Here is a 19,503-nt window from a genome sequence, read left to right as displayed (position 1 = left end):
TCGAGGCCAGGACGGCTTCGGCTGGCGACGCCAACATGCGGCGACCGGCGAGACGCCATCAAGGGCGTTCGCATCCGGGGCCACCCGGACGATCCGAAAAGCCGGCGCAAAAGCGCCGCACCCGATCAGGAGACCCTTCCATGGGAAGCATTCTCACCAATAACAGCGCGATGGTCGCGCTGCAGTCGCTCAGCAACATCAACCGTGATCTCGGCCAGGTGCAGAGCGAAATCTCCACCGGCCTCAAGATCGGCCAGGCCAAGGACAACGCCGCCATCTTCGCCATCAGCCAGGTGATGCGGTCGGACGTGAAAGGCTTCGAGGCGATCTCCGATTCGCTCTCGCTTGGCCAGTCCACCGTCGCGGTCGGCTCCAACGCGGCGAAAGCCGTCGGCGAGCGGCTCAACGACATCAAGCAGCTGATCATCTCCTCGAACGGCGAGAACGTCGACCGCGGCAAGCTGCAGGACGAAATCGAGTCGCTCCGCGGTCAGATCAGCGGCGGCGTCAACGCGGCGCAGTTCAACGGCCTGAACGTGCTCTCGAACAAGGAAAGCACCGCCGGCTCCAGCACGTTCAGCGTTCTCTCGTCGCTCGACCGGGCGCCGGGCGCCACGGGGGTCAACACCTCCTCGATCTCCGTCGCCAAGCAGGATCTCGGCGCCGAGGCCTCGGCGGTCGGGTCCGGCGGCGCGGCCACCGTCACGGCTGCCGGCGCGGGCGCGCTCGCCGACGGGGACACCGACACGATCACCATCGGCGGCACGATCACCGCGGGCGATTCGGTCAGCTTCGCCGCCGCCGCGTTCGGGACCTCCGGCGATATCGACTTCGTCATCCGCGATGGCGACACGCTCGCCGATGTCGCCACCGGCCTCGCATCGCGAATCAATTTCGCCCTCGCCAGCGAGGGGATCGAAGGGTTCACGGTGTCCGCTTCCGGCGCTGACCTGACCATCGTCAACAATTCAGGCGCCGCGACGGGCGACCTGAGCGACGGCGCGGTCGTCGTGGTGGAATCGGGCGGGACCATCGGCGGCGGCCTTGAGTTGCTGAACGACATCGATGTCACCACCACGGAAGGCGCCGCAGCCGGGCTTTCCGCGATCGAGGATCTGATTCAGATTTCGGTCAAGGCCCAGGCGGCGCTCGGCACCTCCGAGAATCGCATCGAGGTGCAAAACGAATTCATGAGCACGCTGATCGACAGTTTCCGGTCGGGTATCGGCACGCTGGTGGATTCGAACCTCGAAGAGGCCGCGGCGCGGCTTCAGGCGCTGCAGGTTCAGCAGCAGCTCGGCACTCAGGCGCTCTCGATCGCCAATCAGTCGCCGCAGTCGATCCTGACGCTCTTCCGCTAATCGCATTGCCCGGAGCCGGGCGCCCCCCCGGCTCCGGGATCCTTCGCGACACGCGGCTGAAGCCGCGCCGATCATCGACGCCGGCCACAAAGCGGCGCATATTGCGAGGATACCCCGATGGAGATCCATCAACGCGCAGAGATCGCATATGGCGACCCTCGGAACGCAGCCAAATCCCCCCGACAGATCGAATATCAGGCGTTCGCGCGAATCACCCGCGCGCTCGACGCCGCCGCGGAGACGGACGGGCCGACGGCCTTCCCCCGCCTCGCCGCGGCCCTGCATGACAATCTCAAGCTTTGGACGGTGATCGCGGCGGATGTCGCCCTCGAAGGCAACGGCCTGCCCGAGATGCTCCGCGCGCGCCTATTCTATCTGGCAGAATTCACCCGCGCCCACACCCGCAAGGTCCTGGCGCAGGAGGAGAACGCCGCGCCGTTGATCGAACTGAACACCGCGATCATGCGCGGCCTTCGCCAGCAGAGCGAGGCCGCGTCATGCCCGGCCTGATCCTCAAGCTCGCGCCGGGCGAGCGCTTCGTCGCGAATGGCGTGGTGATCGAGAATGGCGACCGGCGCGCGCGGCTCAATATTCTCACGCCTGATTCCAATGTTCTGCGGCTGCGCGACGCGCTTCATCCGGAGGAGGCGAACACGCCAGTGCGCCGCGTCTGCTACATCATCCAGCTGGTTCTCGCCGGCGAGGCGAATGAAGCGGCCGCGAAACGTCAGATCAGCGACGGGATCCGGCAACTCGCCCAAGTCTTCACCGACGCGGAATCATCGCGTCGTCTCACCCGCGCGGCCGAGGACGTCTCGCTCGGCCGATTCTATCCGGCGCTCAGGGGACTGCGCGCAATCCTGCCGATGGAGGACAGGTTGATGGCGATGAATGAGGAGAGGATGTCGTGAGCTTCACGCCGATCCTGCCCGCGTCGGGCCTTCTCGGGTATCGGCTGCTGACCCAGACCGAGGATTCGCAGCGCGCGATCTTCGAGACCCAACCGGAAATCTCTCGCGACATCGAATATTTTAACAAGCATATCGGCGCGGTCGAGACGGCGGAGGATCTCGTCTCCGACCGGCGGCTTCTGCGCGTCGCGCTCGGCGCGTTCGGCCTAGATGAGGAGATCGACAAGCGCGCCTTCATCCGCAAGGTGCTGGAGGAAGGCTCGGAAGACCCGGAAGCCTTCGCCAACCGCTTCACCGATCCACGGTACAAGGAGATCGCTGCGGCGTTCGGCTTTGGCGACACCCTCGGCGCGCGCACGTTCGAGCCGGGTTTCGGCGCCAGGATCACCGCCGCCTACAAGGACCGCCAGTTCGAGATCGCCGTCGGCGGCCAGGATGAGGCTCTACGCCTCGCGTTGAATTTTCGACGCGAAATCAAGGACTACGCCGATGCAGACGACCCGGAGGGCACGGCGTGGTTCTCGGTGATGGGGGAGAAGCCGCTGCGGGCGGTGTTCGAGGGCGCATTCGGGCTTTCAGAAGCCTTCGGCCAACTTGATATCGACCGCCAGCGCGACGAGTTGCGCCAATACAACGAAACCGTTTTCGGCTCGAAATCGCTGGAAGTGTTTCAGGATGACGAAATCGTCGAGAAGGCGATCAGCCGCTTCCTCATCCGCCGCTCGATCGAGGATGGGCCCAGCGCCGCGACGCCCGGCTACGCAGCGCTCACGCTGCTCGGCGGCGGCGGCGGCGTTGGTTCCACGGGTCTCGCCAATCTGATCCTCTCATCAACGCTGTAACGCCGCCGGCTCGCGGTCGGCGCGCCGTCGATCGCGGTCAGGCGCGGCTTTCGCGGGTCGGGCCGGGTGCAGCGCCGGCGAGGCGGGAGCCGTCGCGCCGATAGGCGCCAATCTCGCCCCTTTTCTCGATGAGCGCTTGCATACGCGCCGCGGCGTCTCCCGCGCCGCGAATATAGGCTTTCAGCAGGCTCTGGTTGCGCGCAGCCTCGACGCGAATCTCCTCGATCAGCGCTTCGTGCGACTCGGCGATCGCCGCCGGCATTTCGGAGAGTTGATCGGCTAGGGTCTGGCGGCGACGGTCGCGCGCGACGATCTCGTCGATCGCTCCCGCCTTCAAAAGCCGTCGCTCCGCCGTCATCATCGCCCGGATCTCGGCCAGACGATAGCGCCATTTCATCTCGTCAAGCATCGCCATCCTCCCGCGTCGCGAGCGCCTGATAGATCCGCTCCGACAGCCCCAGCCCGCCTGCCGATGCGACCTTCTCGGCCCATTCGTCGGCGAGAAGACTGGCGAACGCCTCCTCTCCCACACCGCCGCCATTGCCCTCTCGCACGGCGCCCAGCCCGACATGGGCGAACATCTCCGAGAGGAAGACCGCCTCGAATGAGGTCGCGGCCTTGCGAAGCGCCGCTTCGCGGGTTTCACCGGCGCGCGTCTCGGCCAGAGGTCGGGTTTCGGACGCGGCGGTCATGCTGGCGACTGGGTTCATAGTCGATCTCCCTCGAATTCGGGACGATCATGAAGGCTCGCCGTAAACGAATGGTAAGAATCGCCCGGCATAGTCGGCCTTGCGAACCAGAATGAAGGAACATGCCGTGATCGCTCAGGGCGACATCATGCCTGGCCCGGGCGCAACGTCAGGCGCCGCCGGGTCACAGAGCGCGCGCGCCGGCAAGGCGTCCGGCGCGGAGTCGACGCCGACATCTGGGGCGGCTCCGGCAAAAGACGAAAGCGGCGGCGAAGAGCGCGCGGCGGAAACCGGGACAGGCGCCTTCGCCGCGCTCATGGCGCCTCAGTCCGACGCAGCGGGCGCGGCGGCGGAGATGGATACGACCACCTACCGCCCGCCCCTCCGGGGCGACCGCGCGGGCTCGCCCGCGACGATGTCGGCCGAGACTGACGCGGCGCCCGCCGTCCTGAAGGAGCAGGCGACAGACGGGTTGGCTGCAACGCTTGCCGGAACCCAACCCGGCGTCGCGGAGACGGCGACGGCTGAGGCGGCAAGTTCCGAACGACACGCCGAGGCCGCGCCCACCACAACCCGAACGATGTCCGTCCGCACGCTCGCGGAAGCGCGGGCTGCGGCGGAGACGCCCGTGTCGGAGACGGCGCCAGCTCTAGGCCCGCACGCTGAGAACGGCGCGCCCGGCTCCAACGCCGCGGCGTCGACCGGCGCGGCGCCCCCCGCCACCACGGCCGCGCCAACGCGCCCGGCGGCGGTTCCCGTCGAAGGCGCCGCCGTAGCCGCCCCCGCTGCGCCACGCGCCGAACTTGGCCCACGCGGCGCAGCGCCCGAGGGCGGAGCAGCGGATGCCGCGGCGCCCCCTGCGCAGGATAAAGCGCAACCCCCCGCACCCGCCCAGCACGCCTCATTTTCGCAAACAACACCCGTCGCCTATGGCGACGCCGCAGCGCGCGGGGCGATGTCCGGCGCCAGCGATATCCCGGTCCTTCTCGATGGGGACGGCGCAGGCGGGTCTGGCGGCGCGCACGCCGCCACGTCCGGCCGCGCGGACACGCCTCTCACCGTGCCGAGCCATTCCGGCCCGCCCCCGCTATCGGCGCCGCCGGGTGGCGAACGCGCCGCGGCGCAGATTTCGGCCCAGATCGGTCTCGCCGCGCGCACGGGAACGGGCGGCGGCGATCGGGTCGAGATCAGGCTCGATCCGCCGGAACTCGGACGGGTCCACCTCTCTTTCACCGTGGAGCGTGACGGGATCGCAGCGCTGGTCAGCGCCGACCGGCCGGAAGTCGTCGATCTGATGCGCCGGCATGGCGACATTCTGCAGCGCGATCTGACCGCCGCCGGCTATCGCAACGTGACGCTCGACTTCGCGCGATCGGAAACCGGAGGCGAAGATCAGCGCGGCGCCCGGCCCGACCCAGATCCGACGCCCTCCGCCCCGAATGACCGGAACGCCGAGCAGCTCGCCATCATGGCCGCTTGGCGCGGCGCGCCAGACGACCGCCTCGACATCCGCTTTTAGGAGCACGCCATGGAAACCGCAGCCATCACCGGTCAGACCGCCGCTACAGGCGCAGCAAACGCAAACGGCGCGAAGAGCGGCGAAAGCGCGGAGCCGCGCGCCGAAATCAACGCTGATTTCGAAACCTTCCTGACACTGCTGACTACCCAACTCAGCAACCAGGACCCGCTCAACCCCGCCGATTCGACGGAGTTTGTCGCACAGCTCGCGCAATTCTCCGCCGTCGAGCAGCAGATCAAGACCAATGACCAACTTGGCTCGATCCTCTCCGCGCTGGGCGGCGAGGGACTGGGCGCGCTCACGCCTTGGCTCGGCGCCAGCGTCGAAGCGGCGGCCGGGATCCCATTCGATGGCGAAACGCCGATCCCGCTTTCGGTCGATGCCGATCCGGCCGCCACGTCGGCCTTCCTCGTGGCACAGGCCGAGAACGGCGCGACGGTCGCTCGCCTGCCGGTCGAGCCGGGGGCGAGACGCCTGGTTTGGGACGGGACGAGCGGCGCGGGTGAAACCCTGCCCGAGGGAGTCTATCGGTTCACGCTGGAGCAAGCCAACGGCGAAGAGCCATTGGCCAGCGCCGCGCCGCGCGGCTTCGTCAACGTCGTGGAAGCTCGTCTGGGCGAGACGGGTGCAGAGCTGGTGTTGGAGAGCGGCGACGTCATCGACGCCGCCGCTATCTCGGCGATCCGCGCCGCGTCGGATTGAACCGCCGCCGCATTTCGCGACTCACAGGTCCTGGCGCACGATATTGGTCAGCAGCACCCCGCGCGCAGTATCCCCGAGCAAACGGCGCGCCGACGCGGTGAGCGCGGCGCGCAGATCATCGAGCACATGCGGCTCGGTGAAGGCGCCGGAAAACCCGCCCGATTGCGCATGGATGAAGAGAACGCGCAGGAACTCGTCGCGCAGCTTCGGCTCCTGTGCGAAAACCGCATCGGAACCGCCGGGCGCCACCTCCACCGCCATTGAAATCACGATCAGCGCATCGACCCGTTCCGCCGTGATGACCGGCACGACGAACTGCCGGTCGAGCTTGACATAATCGGCGCTGGCATTAGCGGGCGAGACCGGCGCCGCGGCCGCATCGGGGGCGTCCGCCTCTCCAGCCCGGGCGCCCGCCTCCGCCCTGGGTTCGGTCTCCGGTTCCGCCGCCGGACGCAGCATCTGTCCGCCAGCGAGACCGAGGCCGAGGCCGATCGGCCCGAGGATCAGGGCCGGCAACAGTTTCATCATGGCGCGACGCTCCTAGAACGGAAGAATGATGTCGGCGACCTGCTGACCGTAGCGCGGCTGCTGCACATCGGTGATCTGCCCGCGGCCGCCATAGCTGATCCGCGCATCCGCGATCTTGTCATAGGTGATCTCGTTCCTTCGCGAGATGTCCTCGGGCCGGATCACGCCCTGAACGCGCAGATCGCGAAGCTCGAAATTCACCCGCACCTCCTGATTGCCGACAATGACGAAATGGCCGTTCGGCAAGACCTGGGTCACCGTCGCCGCGAGGCGAAGCGTGATCTCCTCGTTTCGCTTGACGGAGCCGTCGCCGGCGCTGCTGGATGAGGAATTGATTTGCGCCGCCGGGTCGAGACTGACCCCGGTCAGATCATCGACGAGCTTGGGAAGCCCCAGGAGCGCGGCAATGGCGAGGTCCTCGTTTCCGCTCCGGTTGCGTTCAGTCGCGTTGGAGATTTCAGCCTCCTCGTCGATCTCGATCACCACCGTGAGAATATCTCCGCGTCCCTGCGCCCGCCGGTCGCCGAAAAGCGAAGATGGGCCGGAGCGCCAGAGCGACGCCGAGCGTTCATGGGCGAGATCACTCCCCGGCGCGCGCATCGCCGCGACCTCGGCCGGCGAAGGCGTCGCCAGCGCGATACGCTCCGGCGTCACCGGCGTCGGATTGACGAAAACCTGTCCGCTCGGCGTGAATGGCGGAGGTTGGCCGACATGATCGAGCCGGCTGCAACCCGTCGCGACGGCCAGCGCCAACAGCGCGGTTTGGGTGGCGATACGCTGTCTCATCGCGCCACCGCCACGGCGCCGGGGCCAGAAACCGCGCCGCTGATAATCAGGCGAGAGGAGAGGTTCATCACGCGCACCCGCTCGCCAAGCGCGCCGCGTTCAAGCGCGCGCCCGTCGGTCTTGATGTCGAGCGCGCCGCTCTCGAAGCTGATGCGGACGACCTGATTGCGTTCGACCAGCGCCGGCGCAACGAGATCGCCGGGGCGCACCGGGCGCCCCTCGTAGATGGTGACCCGGGCCTCTCGCCCAACCGCGGCGGCGGGGTCGCTGATCGCGCCTGGAATCACCGCTTCGGCGAGCCGGATATCGTCCGCCCCGACCACCGTTCTGGCCAATATCGCCCGCGCCGCGACCAGACTCTCCGCCGCAGCCGGCGCGCCGAGGACGAGCGCCAGCGCGACCGCCGCTCCCAACCGACCGATCATCGGATCTGCACCGTGGCGCCGAGCATCTGATCGGCGGCGGTTATCACCTTGGCGTTCATCTCGTAGCCGCGCTGCGCCTCGATCAGGTCGGTGATCTCGCGCACCGCGTCAACGCCGCTCTCTTCGAGAAAGCCCTGCCGGAACCGGCCGCGCCCGTCGGTGTCCGCGTCACCGATATTCGGCGGTCCCGAAGCGGCGGTTTCGCGAAAGAGATTGCCGCCGATCGCCTCCAGCCCCTTTTCGTTCACGAAACTGGCGAGAGTCAGCTGGCCCAGAACCTCGGTGTCGGTCTGGTCGTCGAAACCGGCCACGACCTCGCCGTCGGCGTTGATGGTAATCGCGCTCGCGTCCTCCGGGATGGTGATCTCAGGGATGATCGGATAACCTTCCGAGGTCACGATCAGCCCGTCGCCAGTGCGTTTCAGCCCGCCGTCGCGCGTATAGGCGGAAATGCCGGAAGGCAGCTCGATCTCCAGATAGCCCGCGCCCTCGATGGCGATGTCGAGCTCACCTCCGGTCTGGCGCATCGCGCCTTCGGTGACCTCCATCGAGACCGCCGCGGCCCTGACGCCAAGGCCGAGCTGAACCCCCGTAGGCAGGATCGAGCCGTCGGCGGCGTTCACCGCCCCGGGCTGTCGCACCTGCTGATAATGGAGGTCCGCGAACTCCGCCCGTCGCGGGTTATAGGCGGTCGTGCTCATGTTCGCGAGATTGTTGGAAATGGTCTCGACCCGCATCTGCTGGGCCCCCATTCCGGTCGCTGCGATATCGAGTGCGCGCATCTGGATTCTCCTTTGCTCGCTTTGTCATGCAGGCCCGCCTAGCGGGTAGTTTCAGACGGCGGCGCCGATCACCCGGACCACCTGCCTCATGCGTTCATCTTCGGTGCTCAGAAATTTCTGCCCCATCTCGTAGGCGCGCTGGACATCGATCATCCGCGCGATCTCGCGGATCGGATCGACATTGCTCTGCTCCCTGAACCCCTGGAAAAGACTTGCGGTCTCGGCCGGGATGAGCGGTTGGTCAGTGGTGAAGAGCCCGTCCGCGCCACGCCTCAGGCCGCTCGCATCCTCCACCGTCACCAGTTCGATCCGGCCGATCGCCTGACCATCGGCGGAGAGGGTTCCGTCGGTCGCCACCGCGACTTCGCGCGCGTCGGGCGGCGCGAAAACCGGCGCGCCGCCCTCGCCGAGAAGCCGCCTTCCGCCGAAATCGACCAGTTCGCCCGCCTCGTTACGGGTGAAGGCGCCGGCGCGGGTCAGCGCCACGCCGGTCGCAGCCTCGACCCGGAAGAACCCGTCCCCTTCGATCGCGAAATCCAGCGCGCCGCCGGTCGGCGTCAGCGCGCCCTGGCTGAAATCCGTCACTCGCACATCCGCCGCCGTCTGCGCGGTCGAGCCGCCGACGACGTTCAGCCGGTCGATCATTTCGGCGAAGACCGCGCCCTCGCGCCGAAATCCGTCCGTCGAGAGATTGGCGATGTTGTTGGCGATGATCCGCATGTCCTTCAGCAGCCCCGCCTGACGCGAGAGCGTCACGTAACCCGGATTATCCATCTTCAAGCGCCTCCTTGATGATCGCGCGCGCCGCCGCCGACGCCTCCATGACCGACCGCGCCTTGCCGAGCGTCACTTCACCGGTCAGCGATCGCGGCTCCACAAAGTCGGCGGCGCCCTCCAAGTCCGGCGGCAGCGCGGCGGCGGGCGCGCCTTCAGGCCTTGAGCGCGCCATATAGGCGGCGAGCAATCGGCGGGCCGGCGGGCCGGCGGCCGCGGCTGCGGGCCAGGCTCCGGCGCGAAAGGCGAGCGCGGCGCGTGCTTCCGCCCCCGCCGCCTCTTCGAGCCCGGAGAGGGTCTCAAGCGCCGCAGCCGGCCGGTTCTGCATCTCCTCCGCCGCCGCCCGGAGCCGTTCCGCCGCGAGGTCGTTCAACCCTTCGAGCGCGGTGAGCGCGCCTTCCGCATCCTCAAGCGCAAGCCGCGCCCGCGCCTCCGCCCGGCGAACACCAGGGGCTCCCCGGCCGATCGCCGGCTTCAGAAAATTGAGGGCGGCGTTGGCGAGGCCGAGCGTGGTCAGTTCCTCGGCAACGCGCCGGCGCGCCGCATCGCCCGCCATTTCCGTCGAAATCTCGTGCTGATGCGCCATCACGGCGCGGGTGTAGGCGAGCCCATCCTTGGGGTCTGCGGCGGCCTCCTCGAGCGCCGCATGCCCGGCGTCGCGCAGCATGATCGCGGCTTCGGGAGCGCGCGAAATCGCCTCGCGCACCGTGGCCAGCGCCGGGCCGAGGCCTTCGGCGCGGGCGCGAGCGCGGATCTCGGCGGTTTTCAGCGCCCGCTCCATCGGGCCGCCGCGGGCGATGAACGCCGCCGTCGCCAGCGCCTCGGCGAGATCGACGCCGATCGGCGCGCCCCGCGCGATGCGGCTCTGCAACAGCCTCAAAAGCGCGTCGCGCGATTCGGGCAGATCGCGCCGGCCAAGCCTCGCGTAGAGCGCTTCGGCTTCGGTCTCCTCGCCCGTTTCGGTCAGCAGCCGCGCGCGCGCAAGGTCGAACGCCGCGCCATGATCGCCCGGGATCCGGCGCAGGATCAGGTCGATCCGCCGGGCCTTCTCGGTCTCACCGCGGTCCAGAAGATCATCCATCAGCATCGGCCCGAGCAGCACGCGAAAGGACGCTGGCAGCATGGCGAAGGCGGCGATCATCTCTTCGTCGATCTCGGCCATCGCCGCCGCGGCGGCGTCCGGAACAGGACCGCGGCGCAACCCGGCGGCGGTGAACCAGAGCGCCATGCGCCCGGAACAAGGGCCGGCGCCGGCGAGCGGGCCGTCGCGGGGAGGGCGGCGCCCCTCGACCACATGCGCCAGATCGCGGATCAGCGCCGCGTCCGTCACCGCGTTCGGAAAGAGATCGAGCACGCCGAGCGCCTCGCGTCCGAACCCCGCAGCGACGTAAAGCCGGGCGAGACCGGTCGCGGCGTCGGGCGCGACTCCGCCGAATTCATCGATCAAGACTGCGGAGAACCGCACCCGCTCGCTGACGAACTTTTTCGGATCGGGCCATGCGGCGACGTCCAGCCGCTCGTCCGCGACGCAGGGGGCGCTCTCGGCCAGAGTGTCGCCGCGCCCGACAGGAAAAGCCCGGTCGACGGCGGTGCGCGCGCGCACCGGGATTTCCAGGGGCGCCGGCGGCGCCGGCGGCATCTCCGGCGGCTCGGGCGGGGCCGCGTCGGGTCGGGGCGCGGCGTCGGCGGTCTCCGTCGGCGTCGGAGGTTGCGGGGCCGCGGCTGGCGCAGGTTCGTAAGCGGGCGAAGACGACGCGGCGGCTGCTTCGGCCTCGGGCGAGCGGAATTCGACAAGGCCCTGGTCGGCGGCGCGCGAAAGCTGTTCGAGCAGCCGCCGGCGAGCGATCATGATCTCCTCCGCCGGCGCATCTTCCGGCGCCGCGCCGGGCGCGCCGCCATCCACCGACCCACCGCGCGGGACGGGCGCCGGCGCGCGCCAAGGCGCGCGGTCGGTTCCCTCGTTCGCGGCCCGCTGGCGCGCCCGCGGCGCATCCGAGCCGTCCGCACCCTCCGACGCCTGCGCGGGATCACGAAACTCAAGGGCGAGCACGCCACCTTCAAGCCGCGCGGCGTACTCGCAATCGCAGCCGAGAACGAAACGGAGCCGCGCCGCGGTTTCGTCCGGGGCCAGCCGCGCACTGACGATGCGGCGCGCGCGCGCATCGGGAAAGATCTCGGAAAAATCGAGCGCGCCGATCTCTCCAGTTATCACCAGGTCGATCTGCCGAGCGCCGGTCCGCTCGATCCCGAACCCTGTCGAGCCAAGTGGAATCTCAACCCGGCTGGCGTGGGCGACGTCGCTGGCGCGGAGCCGGACGACGCCATCCTCGGCCGCCGCGACACCAGCGAGCAAAGCGGGCGACAGCGCCGCAATAATGAGCGGCGCGCGCCTCATGCCGCCGGCGCCGCCGTCGCCGCCTTCACTGCCTGCAGCGCCTCGTTGAGCGCGCCGAAACTCGGGCGCAGATCGTGCGGCGTGTTCTGGCGCCCGACCTCGACGCAAATGTCCGGCGCATGATTGTGAAGATTGGCGATCAGCACCTCGCGGATCAGAGCGTAGAACTGCTGCTCGGAATCCACCACCGCCTTGACCCGCGTGGCGAACGGGCCGACGAGGCCATAGGAGAGAAACACCCCCAAAAAAGTGCCGACGAGCGCGCCGCCGATCAGCTTGCCGAGCACCTCGGGCGGCTGATCGATCGATCCCATTGTCTTGATGACGCCCAGCACCGCCGCGACGATGCCGAGCGCGGGCAGACCGTCCGCCATCGTCTGGAGCGCATGGCTCGCGTGCATCGAGTGGTGATGGATCGCCTCCAGTCGTTTCTCCAGCACCTCCTCGACCTGATGCGGGTCGTCATAGTTCATGGACCCGGCCCGCATCGTGTCGCAGATCAGCTCCACCGCTTCATGATCCGCGATGATTCTCGGATACTGCTGGAAGATCGGGCTGCCATGCGGGTCCTCTACATGCGCCTCGACGTCAACCGGATTGGCGCGCGCGATGCGGATCAGCGCGTAGAGCAGGCAGAGCAGGTCCCGAAAATCGTCATCCCGCCATTTGGAGCCTTTGAAAACCTTGCCGAGCGCGCGCAGCGTCGCCTTGATGTCAGCCATGCTGTTCGCCAGCGCGAAGGCGCCGATCGCCGCCCCACCGATGATCATCAGCTCATATGGAAGCGAGTGCACGATGATCTGCATCTTTCCGCCGGCGATGACGTAGCCGCCGAACACCATGATGAAGGTGAAGACGATGCCGAGAACGCCGATCATGGGACACCCCTTCCGACCACAGCCGCGCCCGGCTGGCGGCCGCGCCCGTCGTAGCCGGGCCGCCACGTCGCCGGCGCGCCGGCGCGAGATATGTGGAGCCCGGTCATTCTTTCGGCGCCCTGGCGTTACGCCCGGCGATCTGGACGGTGATCGCGTAGGCCTTTTCAGGCGAAAGCGCGCCGAGAATATCGGCCGCCGCGCCATCCTCCATTCTCGAAAGAAGGCCGGAAGCGAAGGCGACATCCATCGTCTCGAAAATCGGCGCGGCGCGCTTTTCGTCCATCGTCTCGAACGTTGCGACGAGCTTTCCGACATCTCTTTCGGCGGCGCCGTCGGCGACATGAACGAGCGCCGAGAGCCGCGCCTCCGCCCCTTCCAGCCGGGTCATCTGGTCGCGAAGTCTTTCTTCCGCGGCTTCGATCACCTTGGCCTTGATCGCGATGCGCTCCTCGCGCGCATCGAGCTGGCTTTCGCGTTCGCGGAGCGCCTTGAGCAGCGCGGCGAGGTCGCTATGGGTCGGCCCTGGCGCGTCGGCGGCGGTCGTCGCCCCGTCCGCAGGCGCCTCGTCGATCGCAACCGGACCGTCTGACGTCTCGACGGCGTAGGCGATCGCCGGCTCGACGCCGCGTGCGAAGGCCGACAAGGTGAAACAACCGGCGAGCAGCAGCATCGCCGAACGGCCGCCTTTCTGCGCGCGGCGGCTCATGCCGGCGATCCGCCGGAAACCGCGGCGATCAGCCGTCGGGCGAGCGCGCCGTGATCGTCCTCGTCTTTCGCCGAATCGCCCGTAGACACGGATTCCGGCTTCGCGGCCTTCTTCACCAGCGCAGGACGGACGGCCGCCCGCCTCGCCGCCGCGGCTCTGCGCGCCGCAAGCGCGCCTGTCTCCCCTCCGGCGCTCACACCGCCCGACGCGCCCGCCCCGGCGGCTCCTTCCCGACCCGCCTCGCCGCTTCCATTTCGGGCGGCGGCCAGCTTGCGGGCGGGCGTCTTTCGACCATTAGACGGGGGGATGGCCTCATGGCGCTTTCTCTTGTCCGCCGCGCGCGAGGCGCGCTCCGCATCCGCTTGCGCCGACAAGGCCGCCGCCTCGATCCTTCCGACCGCCTCCGCCGCCGAAGCCTCCAGCGCCGCGGCCGCCCGTTTCGCGGCGGCGAGGCGGGCGTCGATCTGGCCTACCGCGGCCTCGTTCGCGCGTTTCGCCGTGGCCAGCGCCGCGTTCATCTCCTCGACCTGGCGCGACATGGTGGTGATCGCCTTGCCAAGACCACCCTCCATCCGCGCCAGCCGCCTGAGGCGGCGCGAGAGGACCATGCAGTAGAGCGCGGCCACCGTCGCGGCGATCAGCAGCAATCCATCGGCGATAAGCTCCATCGGGCGGCTCCTATTTCAATACGAAGGAGGTGATCAGCAGGTCGCGCGCCTCGATCGGCGCGGCGACGGCGCGCACCCGGCGCAGAAGTTGCGCGCGAAGCCGGATCGACGCGCTCGGCGCCTCGATATCCGCCTCCTCGACGGCGCGCAGGAACGTGTTGAAGACGTCGAGGATGCGGGGGCGAAGCGCCGCGAGCGCCGCCGCGTCTTCGGGTCGCGTCTCGACCGAAGTCTCGATCACCAGGAATTTCGCCGTCGCATCCGGGCCGAGCGGGATCACCATTTCGCCGATCGGAACGAAGGCCGGCGCGCCGCCGGCCGGAATCGCCGCGCCTGGCGCATGGCTCTCCCCTCCGACGCCGACGAGAAAAACCGGAAGGGCGACGCGCCCCGAAAAGACAGCGTAGAACCCGCCGCCGCCCAGAAGAAGCGCAAGAAGGATGCCGATGAGGAGCGGCGCGCGCGATCCGCGCTTCGGCGCCTCTCCCTCGGCGTCGTCATCCAGACCTGTTGCGTCGATTGCTGACATGGTTCCCGGGCCGTAGATTCTCTCGGTCACCGGACTGATTACCGATCACAGGCTAACCGAAACCTAATTTCCGGCGGTCGCGGCGGAATCATTCATCGACAAGGCACGACGTCTCAACTTCATGTAAAATTTGATGTTTTCACGACCCTTGCCGCGCGCGAAGCCGCGCGCGCATGGCGGCCTTGCGTTCAGAGCGCTATCGCGGCGCCGGCCCTGCGGGTAAGCGGTATGGATTCGATCTCACAGAAGCTGCGCTCCGTCGCGGCGACGCCTCGAAAGACGCAGATGAACCCGTTGCGCGGCATCGCCTACAAGCTTCTCGCGGTCGCGGTGTTCATGGTGATGTCGTCGTTGGTCAAGGCGACGGCGGAGGTGGTGCCGCCCGGCGAAGCGATGTTCTTTCGTTCGGCCTTCGCGATTCCGCCGGTGCTCGCCTGGCTCTGGTTCACCGGCGAGTTTCCGGGCGCGCTCCGCACGGCGAACCCGATGGGGCATGTCTGGCGCGGGCTTGTCGGCTCCTGCGCCATGGGCTTCAGCTTCCTCGCGCTCGGGCTGATCCCGCTCCCCGAAGCGGTCGCCATCGGTTTCGCCGCGCCGATTCTCGCGACCATTCTCGCGGCGATGTTCCTCGGCGAGACGATCCGGCTCTACCGGCTCTTCGCCGTCGCGCTCGGGCTGATCGGCGTCACGCTGGTTATCTGGCCGCGCCTCGGCGGAATCGATGCCGAGAGCGCCACCAAGCTGGAGACGGTCGGCGCCTTCGCCGCTCTCCTCGCCGCCGTCTTCGCGGCGCTGGCGCAGGTGTTCGTCCGGAAACTCGTGCATAAGGAGACGACCGGAGCGATCGTGATCTATTTCTCGCTGACGGCGACCTTGCTGTCGCTGCTTTCCTCGCCCTTCGGCTGGGTCCTGCCGCCAACGGGAACGCTGACGCTACTTGTTCTCTGCGGGCTGATCGGCGGGCTCGGCCAGGTGCTTCTGACCATGAGTTACCGCTACGCCGAGACCTCGGTGATCGCGCCTTTCGACTACGCGCAGATCATTTTCGCGCTGCTGATCGGCTGGTTCGTCTTCAGCGAAGCGCCGACCGGCATGATGCTGGCAGGGGCGTCGCTCACGATCATCGGCGGCGTCGTCATCATCTGGCGCGAGCGCCAGCTCGGCATCGAACGCGCCAAGTCCCGGAAGGTGATGACGCCGCAGGGCTGACGCCCGCCCGCGCCGGCGCTATCGACATCCCCCGCCCCTTGCGCTATCCCGCCCGCCGAACCAGATGAGGCCCGCAAGGGAACCGCCCACCATGGAAAACATTGTCCTGATCGTCCACCTCGTCATCGCGGCGTTCCTGATCGGCGTCGTCCTTCTGCAACGTTCCGAGGGCGGGGCGCTCGGGATGGGCGGCGGGGGCGGCGGACTGGTCTCCTCGCGAGGGGCGGCTACGGCGCTCTCGAAGGTCACCTGGGCGCTCGCGGCGGCGTTCATCGCCACGTCACTCATCCTCACCGTCATTTCCGCGACATCGACCGGCAGCCGCTCCGTCATCGAGGGCGTCTCGACCGGCGTGCCCGAGGCGGACGATTCGGGCGCTCCGACCAGCGGCGGCTTCTCGCTGCCGGCTCAGCCAACGGCGCCGACCGAAACGCCGACCGCGCCGCCCGCCGCCGATTAGGGCGATGTAAGGCCGAGTCCGAGCGCGGCGGAAGCGACGAGCACGGCGACGAGGCTCCAGCCACGCCAAAGAAGAAGACCCGCCGCAAGCAGCGCGATCGCCAGCGCGCGCCAGTCGATGCTCGCGATATCCGGCGACCACAACGTGATCCAGCCCAACCGTTCGCGCGTCACCTCCCCGAAAAAGACATGGAGCGCGAACCAGATCGAAAGATTGAGGATCACGCCCACCACCGCCGCCGAAACCCCGGCCAGGGCCGCGCGCAGTCGCGGAGCGGCGCCGAGCCATTCGAGGAACGGCGCGCCAGTGAATATCCACAGGAAGCACGGCGCGAATGTCGCCCAGAGCGCGACCAGCGCGCCAAGCGCGCCGAACCAGAGCCCCCCGGCCTTCGCCGCGGCAAGAAAGGCGACGAACTCCGTCACCAGGATCAGCGGCCCCGGGGTCGTCTCCGCGAGGCCGAGCGCGTCGATCATCTCGCCCGTCGTGAGCCAGCCGAAATCGGCGACGACGACTTGCGCCATCCATGCGAGAACCGCGTAGGCGCCGCCGAAGGTGACGAGCGCGAGCCAGGAAAAGAAAACAAAGATATCCCAGAGCAGTCCACCCCGCGTCAGCACCGTCAGCGCGCCAAGCGGCGCAAGCCATATCACGACCCAGACCACCGCCGTCCGGCCGACGCGCCCAAGATCCACCGGCTCCTCGGGCGCCGCCTCCACCGCGCCGCGCCGACCGAGAGCGAACCCCCAGATTCCCGCCGCCGCCACAATCAAAGGAAACGGCAGCGCAAGAAAGAAGATCGCGATGAAGGCCAGCCCGGCGACGGCCCACGCCGCCGGGCCGTTCAGCGCCCGCCGGGACACCTTCAGAAGCGCCTCGATCACGATGACGACGACGGCCGCCTTTACTCCGAAAAAGAGCGCCGCGACCAGCGGGTCGGCGCCGAAACTCGCGTAGAGCGCGGCGAGCGTGGCGATCACCGCGGCGCCCGGCAGAACGAAGAGCAAACCCGCGACGAGCCCGCCGGCGACGCCATGGAGCCGCCAGCCTGCATAGGTGGCGAGTTGCGTCGCCTCCGGTCCCGGCAGGAGCATGCAAAACGATAGCGCGTTCAGAAACGCGGCCTCGGTCAGCCAGCCGCGCCTTTCAACCAGCTCACGATGCATCAGCGCAATCTGCCCGGCCGGCCCCCCGAAGGAGAGCGCGCCGACCACCGCGAAGACGCGGACTATTTCACTGAAAGCGGGAGGATTCTCGGCTCGGGCCGGCATGGCGCGTCCTCGTTCTGGCTTGCATTGCGCCGGCCCCCGTCCGATCCGGCCCGCCATGAATCCTGTTTCGGCTGCGCCCCGCCCACCGTCAAGCGCGCTTTGCAGGACGCGTGAAATCGCGCCGGCGTCTCACTCGCGCGGGTCGTCTTGCGGTTGTCGGGGCCAGACGAATCCTGTATCCCTCAAATCCCGTGGACTAGATGTCGCGGTTGCTAACTACTCGACCGCGAAATCATGATAACAATCTGACACGGGGGATCTCCGGGCAGTGGCGCGTTACATTTTCATCACCGGCGGCGTCGTCTCTTCGCTCGGCAAGGGCCTCGCCTCCGCCGCGCTCGGTGCGCTTCTGCAGGCGCGTGGCTATTCGGTGCGCCTGAGAAAGCTCGACCCCTATCTCAACGTTGATCCCGGAACGATGAGCCCGTTCGAGCATGGCGAGGTCTTCGTCACCGACGACGGCGCTGAGACCGACCTCGATCTCGGCCATTACGAACGCTTCACCGGCGTCCCCTGTCGCAAGACCGACAGCGTCTCCGCCGGGCGCATCTACACGAACGTACTCGATAAGGAGCGCAGGGGCGAATATCTCGGCAAGACCATCCAAGTCATTCCGCACGTCACCAACGAGATCAAGGACTGGCTCTCCATCGGCGACGAGGAGACCGATTTCATGCTCTGCGAGATCGGCGGCACGGTCGGCGATATCGAAGGGTTGCCGTTCTTCGAGGCGATCCGCCAGTTCATGCAGGAGCGTCCGAAGGGCGATTGCATACTGATGCATCTCACGTTGCTCCCCTATCTCGCGGCCTCCCGCGAGTTGAAGACCAAGCCGACGCAGCACTCGGTCAAGGAGTTGCGCTCCATCGGCCTTCAGCCCGACATCCTGGTCTGCCGCACCGAGCACGAAATACCCGAAAGCGAACGCGCGAAGATCGCGCTCTTCTGCAATGTGCGCGCCGAATCGGTGGTTCCGGCAATGGATCTAGACAGCATCTACAAGGCCCCGCTCGCCTACCATGGGGTCGGGCTGGACCAGGCGGTGCTCGACGCCTTCGCAATCACCCCGGCGCCGCGCCCGAAGCTCGACCGTTGGCTGGACGTCGCCGACCGGATCGACAGCCCGGAGGGCGAGGTGCGCATCGCCGTCGTCGGCAAGTACGTGAAGCTCGAGGACGCCTACAAGAGCCTCGCGGAGGCGCTGACCCATGGCGGCTTCGCCAACCGGGTGAAGGTGCGCGCCCAATGGCTCGACGCCGAGGTTTTCGAGCGCGAGCATCCGTCGCCGCATCTTGACGGCTTTCACGCCATTCTCGTTCCCGGCGGTTTTGGCGAGCGCGGAACCGAGGGGAAGATCCGCGCCGCGCAGTTCGCGCGGGAGCGAAAGATCCCCTATCTTGGCATCTGTCTCGGCATGCAGATGGCCGTGATCGAGGCGGCCCGGAACCTCGCCGGCCTGAGCCGCGCCGGCAGCCAGGAATTCGATCATGAAGCCGGACTGAGCCGGTTCGAACATGTCGTCTACCACATGACCGAATGGACCGAAGGAAACCGCACCGTCAGGCGAAAGGCGGACGACGCCAAGGGCGGAACGATGCGCCTCGGCGCCTATGATGCGATCCTCACCCCCAGCTCGCGGGTCGCGGAAATCTACGGCGCGGCGACGATCTCGGAGCGTCACCGTCACCGCTACGAGGTGGACAAGAAATACCAGAAAAGGCTTGAGGCGGCGGGCCTGCATTTCTCCGGCCTCTCGCCCGATGGCGAGTTGCCGGAGATTGTCGAGATCCCCGACCACCCATGGTTCGTCGGCGTCCAGTTCCACCCGGAGTTGAAATCGAAACCTTTCGAGCCTCATCCGCTCTTCGCCGATTTCGTGCGTGCGGCGCTGGATCAGTCCCGACTGGTGTGAACAGGCGTCCGAACGGCCGTCCTCAGCGCCGAGCCCGACGCCCGCCTAAACGCGCCGCGCAATGATGTTGACATAAACACTCAGGAACTATTGAAGAGGGGCGACGAAGCGCCCCAGCGAACAGGTCAGGCCCCGCTTCCCGAATCTTAGACGAGC

22 protein-coding genes are annotated in these 19,503 nt (G+C 67.9%); 9 read left to right on the top strand and 13 right to left on the bottom strand.

What is annotated here, in order from left to right:
• Positions 1 to 140 precede the first annotated feature (140 nt).
• From G5B40_RS16980 to G5B40_RS16965, 4 genes are all read left to right on the top strand, one after another.
• Positions 141 to 1,361: a flagellin gene (locus G5B40_RS16980; RefSeq protein ID WP_165101071.1), complete on the top strand. Its 1,221-nt coding sequence runs from the start codon at positions 141 to 143 to the stop codon at positions 1,359 to 1,361.
• A 117-nt stretch (positions 1,362 to 1,478) separates the two neighbouring features.
• Positions 1,479 to 1,871, top strand: coding sequence for a flagellar biosynthesis regulator FlaF (flaF, locus tag G5B40_RS16975; RefSeq protein ID WP_165101068.1), 393 nt, complete (start codon positions 1,479 to 1,481; stop codon positions 1,869 to 1,871).
• Positions 1,859 to 2,272 (top strand): flagellar biosynthesis repressor FlbT, encoded by a 414-nt coding sequence (gene flbT / locus G5B40_RS16970; protein ID WP_165101065.1) that lies wholly within the window; start codon positions 1,859 to 1,861, stop codon positions 2,270 to 2,272. The genes flaF and flbT overlap by 13 nt, the downstream gene beginning before the upstream one ends.
• Positions 2,269 to 3,114 (top strand): DUF1217 domain-containing protein, encoded by an 846-nt coding sequence (locus tag G5B40_RS16965; RefSeq protein WP_165101063.1) that lies wholly within the window; start codon positions 2,269 to 2,271, stop codon positions 3,112 to 3,114. The genes flbT and G5B40_RS16965 overlap by 4 nt, the downstream gene beginning before the upstream one ends.
• 37 nt (positions 3,115 to 3,151) lie before the next feature.
• Here the strand turns inward: G5B40_RS16965 and G5B40_RS16960 are convergent, their stop codons facing one another.
• Positions 3,152 to 3,523, bottom strand: coding sequence for a hypothetical protein (locus tag G5B40_RS16960; RefSeq protein ID WP_165101060.1), 372 nt, complete (start codon positions 3,521 to 3,523; stop codon positions 3,152 to 3,154).
• Positions 3,516 to 3,824, bottom strand: coding sequence for a rod-binding protein (locus G5B40_RS16955; protein WP_246209591.1), 309 nt, complete (start codon positions 3,822 to 3,824; stop codon positions 3,516 to 3,518). Before G5B40_RS16955 ends, G5B40_RS16960 begins: the two co-directional genes overlap by 8 nt.
• 91 nt (positions 3,825 to 3,915) lie before the next feature.
• Between G5B40_RS16955 and G5B40_RS16950 the strand changes: the two genes are divergently transcribed.
• Positions 3,916 to 5,322 carry a flagellar hook-length control protein FliK gene (locus G5B40_RS16950; RefSeq protein WP_165101057.1) on the top strand — a complete coding sequence of 469 codons (1,407 nt, stop codon included), beginning with the start codon at positions 3,916 to 3,918 and terminating at the stop codon, positions 5,320 to 5,322.
• A 9-nt stretch (positions 5,323 to 5,331) separates the two neighbouring features.
• The gene (locus G5B40_RS16945; RefSeq protein ID WP_165101054.1) at positions 5,332 to 6,024 is read left to right on the top strand and encodes a flagellar hook capping FlgD N-terminal domain-containing protein; all 693 of its coding nucleotides are present in this window, start codon (positions 5,332 to 5,334) and stop codon (positions 6,022 to 6,024) included.
• 21 nt (positions 6,025 to 6,045) lie between these two features.
• Here G5B40_RS16945 and G5B40_RS16940 read toward each other — a convergent pair whose 3' ends face one another.
• From G5B40_RS16940 to G5B40_RS16895, 10 genes are all read right to left on the bottom strand, one after another.
• Positions 6,046 to 6,552 carry a flagellar basal body-associated FliL family protein gene (locus G5B40_RS16940; protein ID WP_165101052.1) on the bottom strand — a complete coding sequence of 169 codons (507 nt, stop codon included), beginning with the start codon at positions 6,550 to 6,552 and terminating at the stop codon, positions 6,046 to 6,048.
• A 12-nt stretch (positions 6,553 to 6,564) separates the two neighbouring features.
• Positions 6,565 to 7,338: a flagellar basal body L-ring protein FlgH gene (gene flgH / locus G5B40_RS16935; RefSeq protein ID WP_165101049.1), complete on the bottom strand. Its 774-nt coding sequence runs from the start codon at positions 7,336 to 7,338 to the stop codon at positions 6,565 to 6,567.
• Positions 7,335 to 7,763 (bottom strand): flagellar basal body P-ring formation chaperone FlgA, encoded by a 429-nt coding sequence (gene flgA, locus G5B40_RS16930; protein WP_165101046.1) that lies wholly within the window; start codon positions 7,761 to 7,763, stop codon positions 7,335 to 7,337. The genes flgH and flgA overlap by 4 nt, the downstream gene beginning before the upstream one ends.
• Complete coding sequence (gene flgG / locus G5B40_RS16925; protein ID WP_165101043.1) at positions 7,760 to 8,545, bottom strand: flagellar basal-body rod protein FlgG; 786 nt, start codon at positions 8,543 to 8,545, stop codon at positions 7,760 to 7,762. Before flgG ends, flgA begins: the two co-directional genes overlap by 4 nt.
• Before the next feature lie 51 nt (positions 8,546 to 8,596).
• Positions 8,597 to 9,319, bottom strand: coding sequence for a flagellar hook-basal body complex protein (locus G5B40_RS16920; RefSeq protein WP_165101040.1), 723 nt, complete (start codon positions 9,317 to 9,319; stop codon positions 8,597 to 8,599).
• Positions 9,312 to 11,714 carry a hypothetical protein gene (locus G5B40_RS16915; protein ID WP_165101037.1) on the bottom strand — a complete coding sequence of 801 codons (2,403 nt, stop codon included), beginning with the start codon at positions 11,712 to 11,714 and terminating at the stop codon, positions 9,312 to 9,314. The genes G5B40_RS16920 and G5B40_RS16915 overlap by 8 nt, the downstream gene beginning before the upstream one ends.
• Positions 11,711 to 12,592, bottom strand: coding sequence for a flagellar motor stator protein MotA (gene motA / locus G5B40_RS16910; RefSeq protein WP_165101034.1), 882 nt, complete (start codon positions 12,590 to 12,592; stop codon positions 11,711 to 11,713). The genes G5B40_RS16915 and motA overlap by 4 nt, the downstream gene beginning before the upstream one ends.
• Positions 12,593 to 12,695: 103 nt before the next feature.
• The gene (locus G5B40_RS16905) at positions 12,696 to 13,298 is read right to left on the bottom strand and encodes a MotE family protein (RefSeq protein ID WP_165101031.1); all 603 of its coding nucleotides are present in this window, start codon (positions 13,296 to 13,298) and stop codon (positions 12,696 to 12,698) included.
• Positions 13,295 to 13,966, bottom strand: coding sequence for a hypothetical protein (locus G5B40_RS16900; protein ID WP_165101029.1), 672 nt, complete (start codon positions 13,964 to 13,966; stop codon positions 13,295 to 13,297). Before G5B40_RS16900 ends, G5B40_RS16905 begins: the two co-directional genes overlap by 4 nt.
• Before the next feature lie 10 nt (positions 13,967 to 13,976).
• Positions 13,977 to 14,525, bottom strand: coding sequence for a flagellar basal body-associated FliL family protein (locus G5B40_RS16895; RefSeq protein ID WP_246209590.1), 549 nt, complete (start codon positions 14,523 to 14,525; stop codon positions 13,977 to 13,979).
• Between the two features lie 198 nt (positions 14,526 to 14,723).
• Between G5B40_RS16895 and G5B40_RS16890 the strand changes: the two genes are divergently transcribed.
• Entirely contained in the window at positions 14,724 to 15,704 is a 981-nt protein-coding gene (locus tag G5B40_RS16890) for a DMT family transporter (RefSeq protein WP_246209588.1), read from the top strand.
• A 91-nt stretch (positions 15,705 to 15,795) separates the two neighbouring features.
• Complete coding sequence (gene secG, locus G5B40_RS16885; RefSeq protein ID WP_165101026.1) at positions 15,796 to 16,164, top strand: preprotein translocase subunit SecG; 369 nt, start codon at positions 15,796 to 15,798, stop codon at positions 16,162 to 16,164.
• On the opposite strand, the gene chrA is transcribed toward secG, so the two are convergent.
• A complete protein-coding gene (chrA, locus tag G5B40_RS16880) occupies positions 16,161 to 17,435 on the bottom strand; it encodes a chromate efflux transporter (protein ID WP_165101023.1) in 1,275 nt (424 codons plus the stop codon). The two genes, secG and chrA, sit on opposite strands and share 4 nt — an antisense overlap.
• Before the next feature lie 268 nt (positions 17,436 to 17,703).
• Between chrA and pyrG the strand changes: the two genes are divergently transcribed.
• A complete protein-coding gene (gene pyrG / locus G5B40_RS16875; protein WP_165101020.1) occupies positions 17,704 to 19,347 on the top strand; it encodes a CTP synthase in 1,644 nt (547 codons plus the stop codon).
• Positions 19,348 to 19,503 lie beyond the last annotated feature (156 nt).

Source organism: Pikeienuella piscinae (assembly GCF_011044155.1).
GTDB classification, from domain to species: domain Bacteria; phylum Pseudomonadota; class Alphaproteobacteria; order Rhodobacterales; family Rhodobacteraceae; genus Pikeienuella; species Pikeienuella piscinae.
The sequence above is the reverse complement of the archived record's forward strand: the minus strand, read 5'-3'. Positions and strand labels throughout refer to the sequence as shown.

Excerpts from the sequence above, each read along its gene's own strand:
- G5B40_RS16905 (WP_165101031.1), bottom strand. The coding sequence starts at position 13,298 with ATGAGCCGCCGCGCGCAGAAAGGCGGCCGTTCGGCGATGCTGCTGCTC.
- G5B40_RS16950 (WP_165101057.1), top strand. The coding sequence starts at position 3,916 with ATGAAGGAACATGCCGTGATCGCTCAGGGCGACATCATGCCTGGCCCG.
- chrA (WP_165101023.1), bottom strand. The coding sequence starts at position 17,435 with ATGCCGGCCCGAGCCGAGAATCCTCCCGCTTTCAGTGAAATAGTCCGC.
- flgG (WP_165101043.1), bottom strand. The coding sequence starts at position 8,545 with ATGCGCGCACTCGATATCGCAGCGACCGGAATGGGGGCCCAGCAGATG.
- G5B40_RS16980 (WP_165101071.1), top strand. The coding sequence starts at position 141 with ATGGGAAGCATTCTCACCAATAACAGCGCGATGGTCGCGCTGCAGTCG.
- flgH (WP_165101049.1), bottom strand. The coding sequence starts at position 7,338 with ATGAGACAGCGTATCGCCACCCAAACCGCGCTGTTGGCGCTGGCCGTC.
- motA (WP_165101034.1), bottom strand. The coding sequence starts at position 12,592 with ATGATCGGCGTTCTCGGCATCGTCTTCACCTTCATCATGGTGTTCGGC.
- G5B40_RS16920 (WP_165101040.1), bottom strand. The coding sequence starts at position 9,319 with ATGGATAATCCGGGTTACGTGACGCTCTCGCGTCAGGCGGGGCTGCTG.
- G5B40_RS16915 (WP_165101037.1), bottom strand. The coding sequence starts at position 11,714 with ATGAGGCGCGCGCCGCTCATTATTGCGGCGCTGTCGCCCGCTTTGCTC.
- G5B40_RS16890 (WP_246209588.1), top strand. The coding sequence starts at position 14,724 with ATGGATTCGATCTCACAGAAGCTGCGCTCCGTCGCGGCGACGCCTCGA.
- flbT (WP_165101065.1), top strand. The coding sequence starts at position 1,859 with ATGCCCGGCCTGATCCTCAAGCTCGCGCCGGGCGAGCGCTTCGTCGCG.
- flaF (WP_165101068.1), top strand. The coding sequence starts at position 1,479 with ATGGAGATCCATCAACGCGCAGAGATCGCATATGGCGACCCTCGGAAC.
- G5B40_RS16940 (WP_165101052.1), bottom strand. The coding sequence starts at position 6,552 with ATGATGAAACTGTTGCCGGCCCTGATCCTCGGGCCGATCGGCCTCGGC.
- G5B40_RS16945 (WP_165101054.1), top strand. The coding sequence starts at position 5,332 with ATGGAAACCGCAGCCATCACCGGTCAGACCGCCGCTACAGGCGCAGCA.
- G5B40_RS16955 (WP_246209591.1), bottom strand. The coding sequence starts at position 3,824 with ATGAACCCAGTCGCCAGCATGACCGCCGCGTCCGAAACCCGACCTCTG.
- G5B40_RS16960 (WP_165101060.1), bottom strand. The coding sequence starts at position 3,523 with ATGCTTGACGAGATGAAATGGCGCTATCGTCTGGCCGAGATCCGGGCG.
- G5B40_RS16900 (WP_165101029.1), bottom strand. The coding sequence starts at position 13,966 with ATGGAGCTTATCGCCGATGGATTGCTGCTGATCGCCGCGACGGTGGCC.
- secG (WP_165101026.1), top strand. The coding sequence starts at position 15,796 with ATGGAAAACATTGTCCTGATCGTCCACCTCGTCATCGCGGCGTTCCTG.
- flgA (WP_165101046.1), bottom strand. The coding sequence starts at position 7,763 with ATGATCGGTCGGTTGGGAGCGGCGGTCGCGCTGGCGCTCGTCCTCGGC.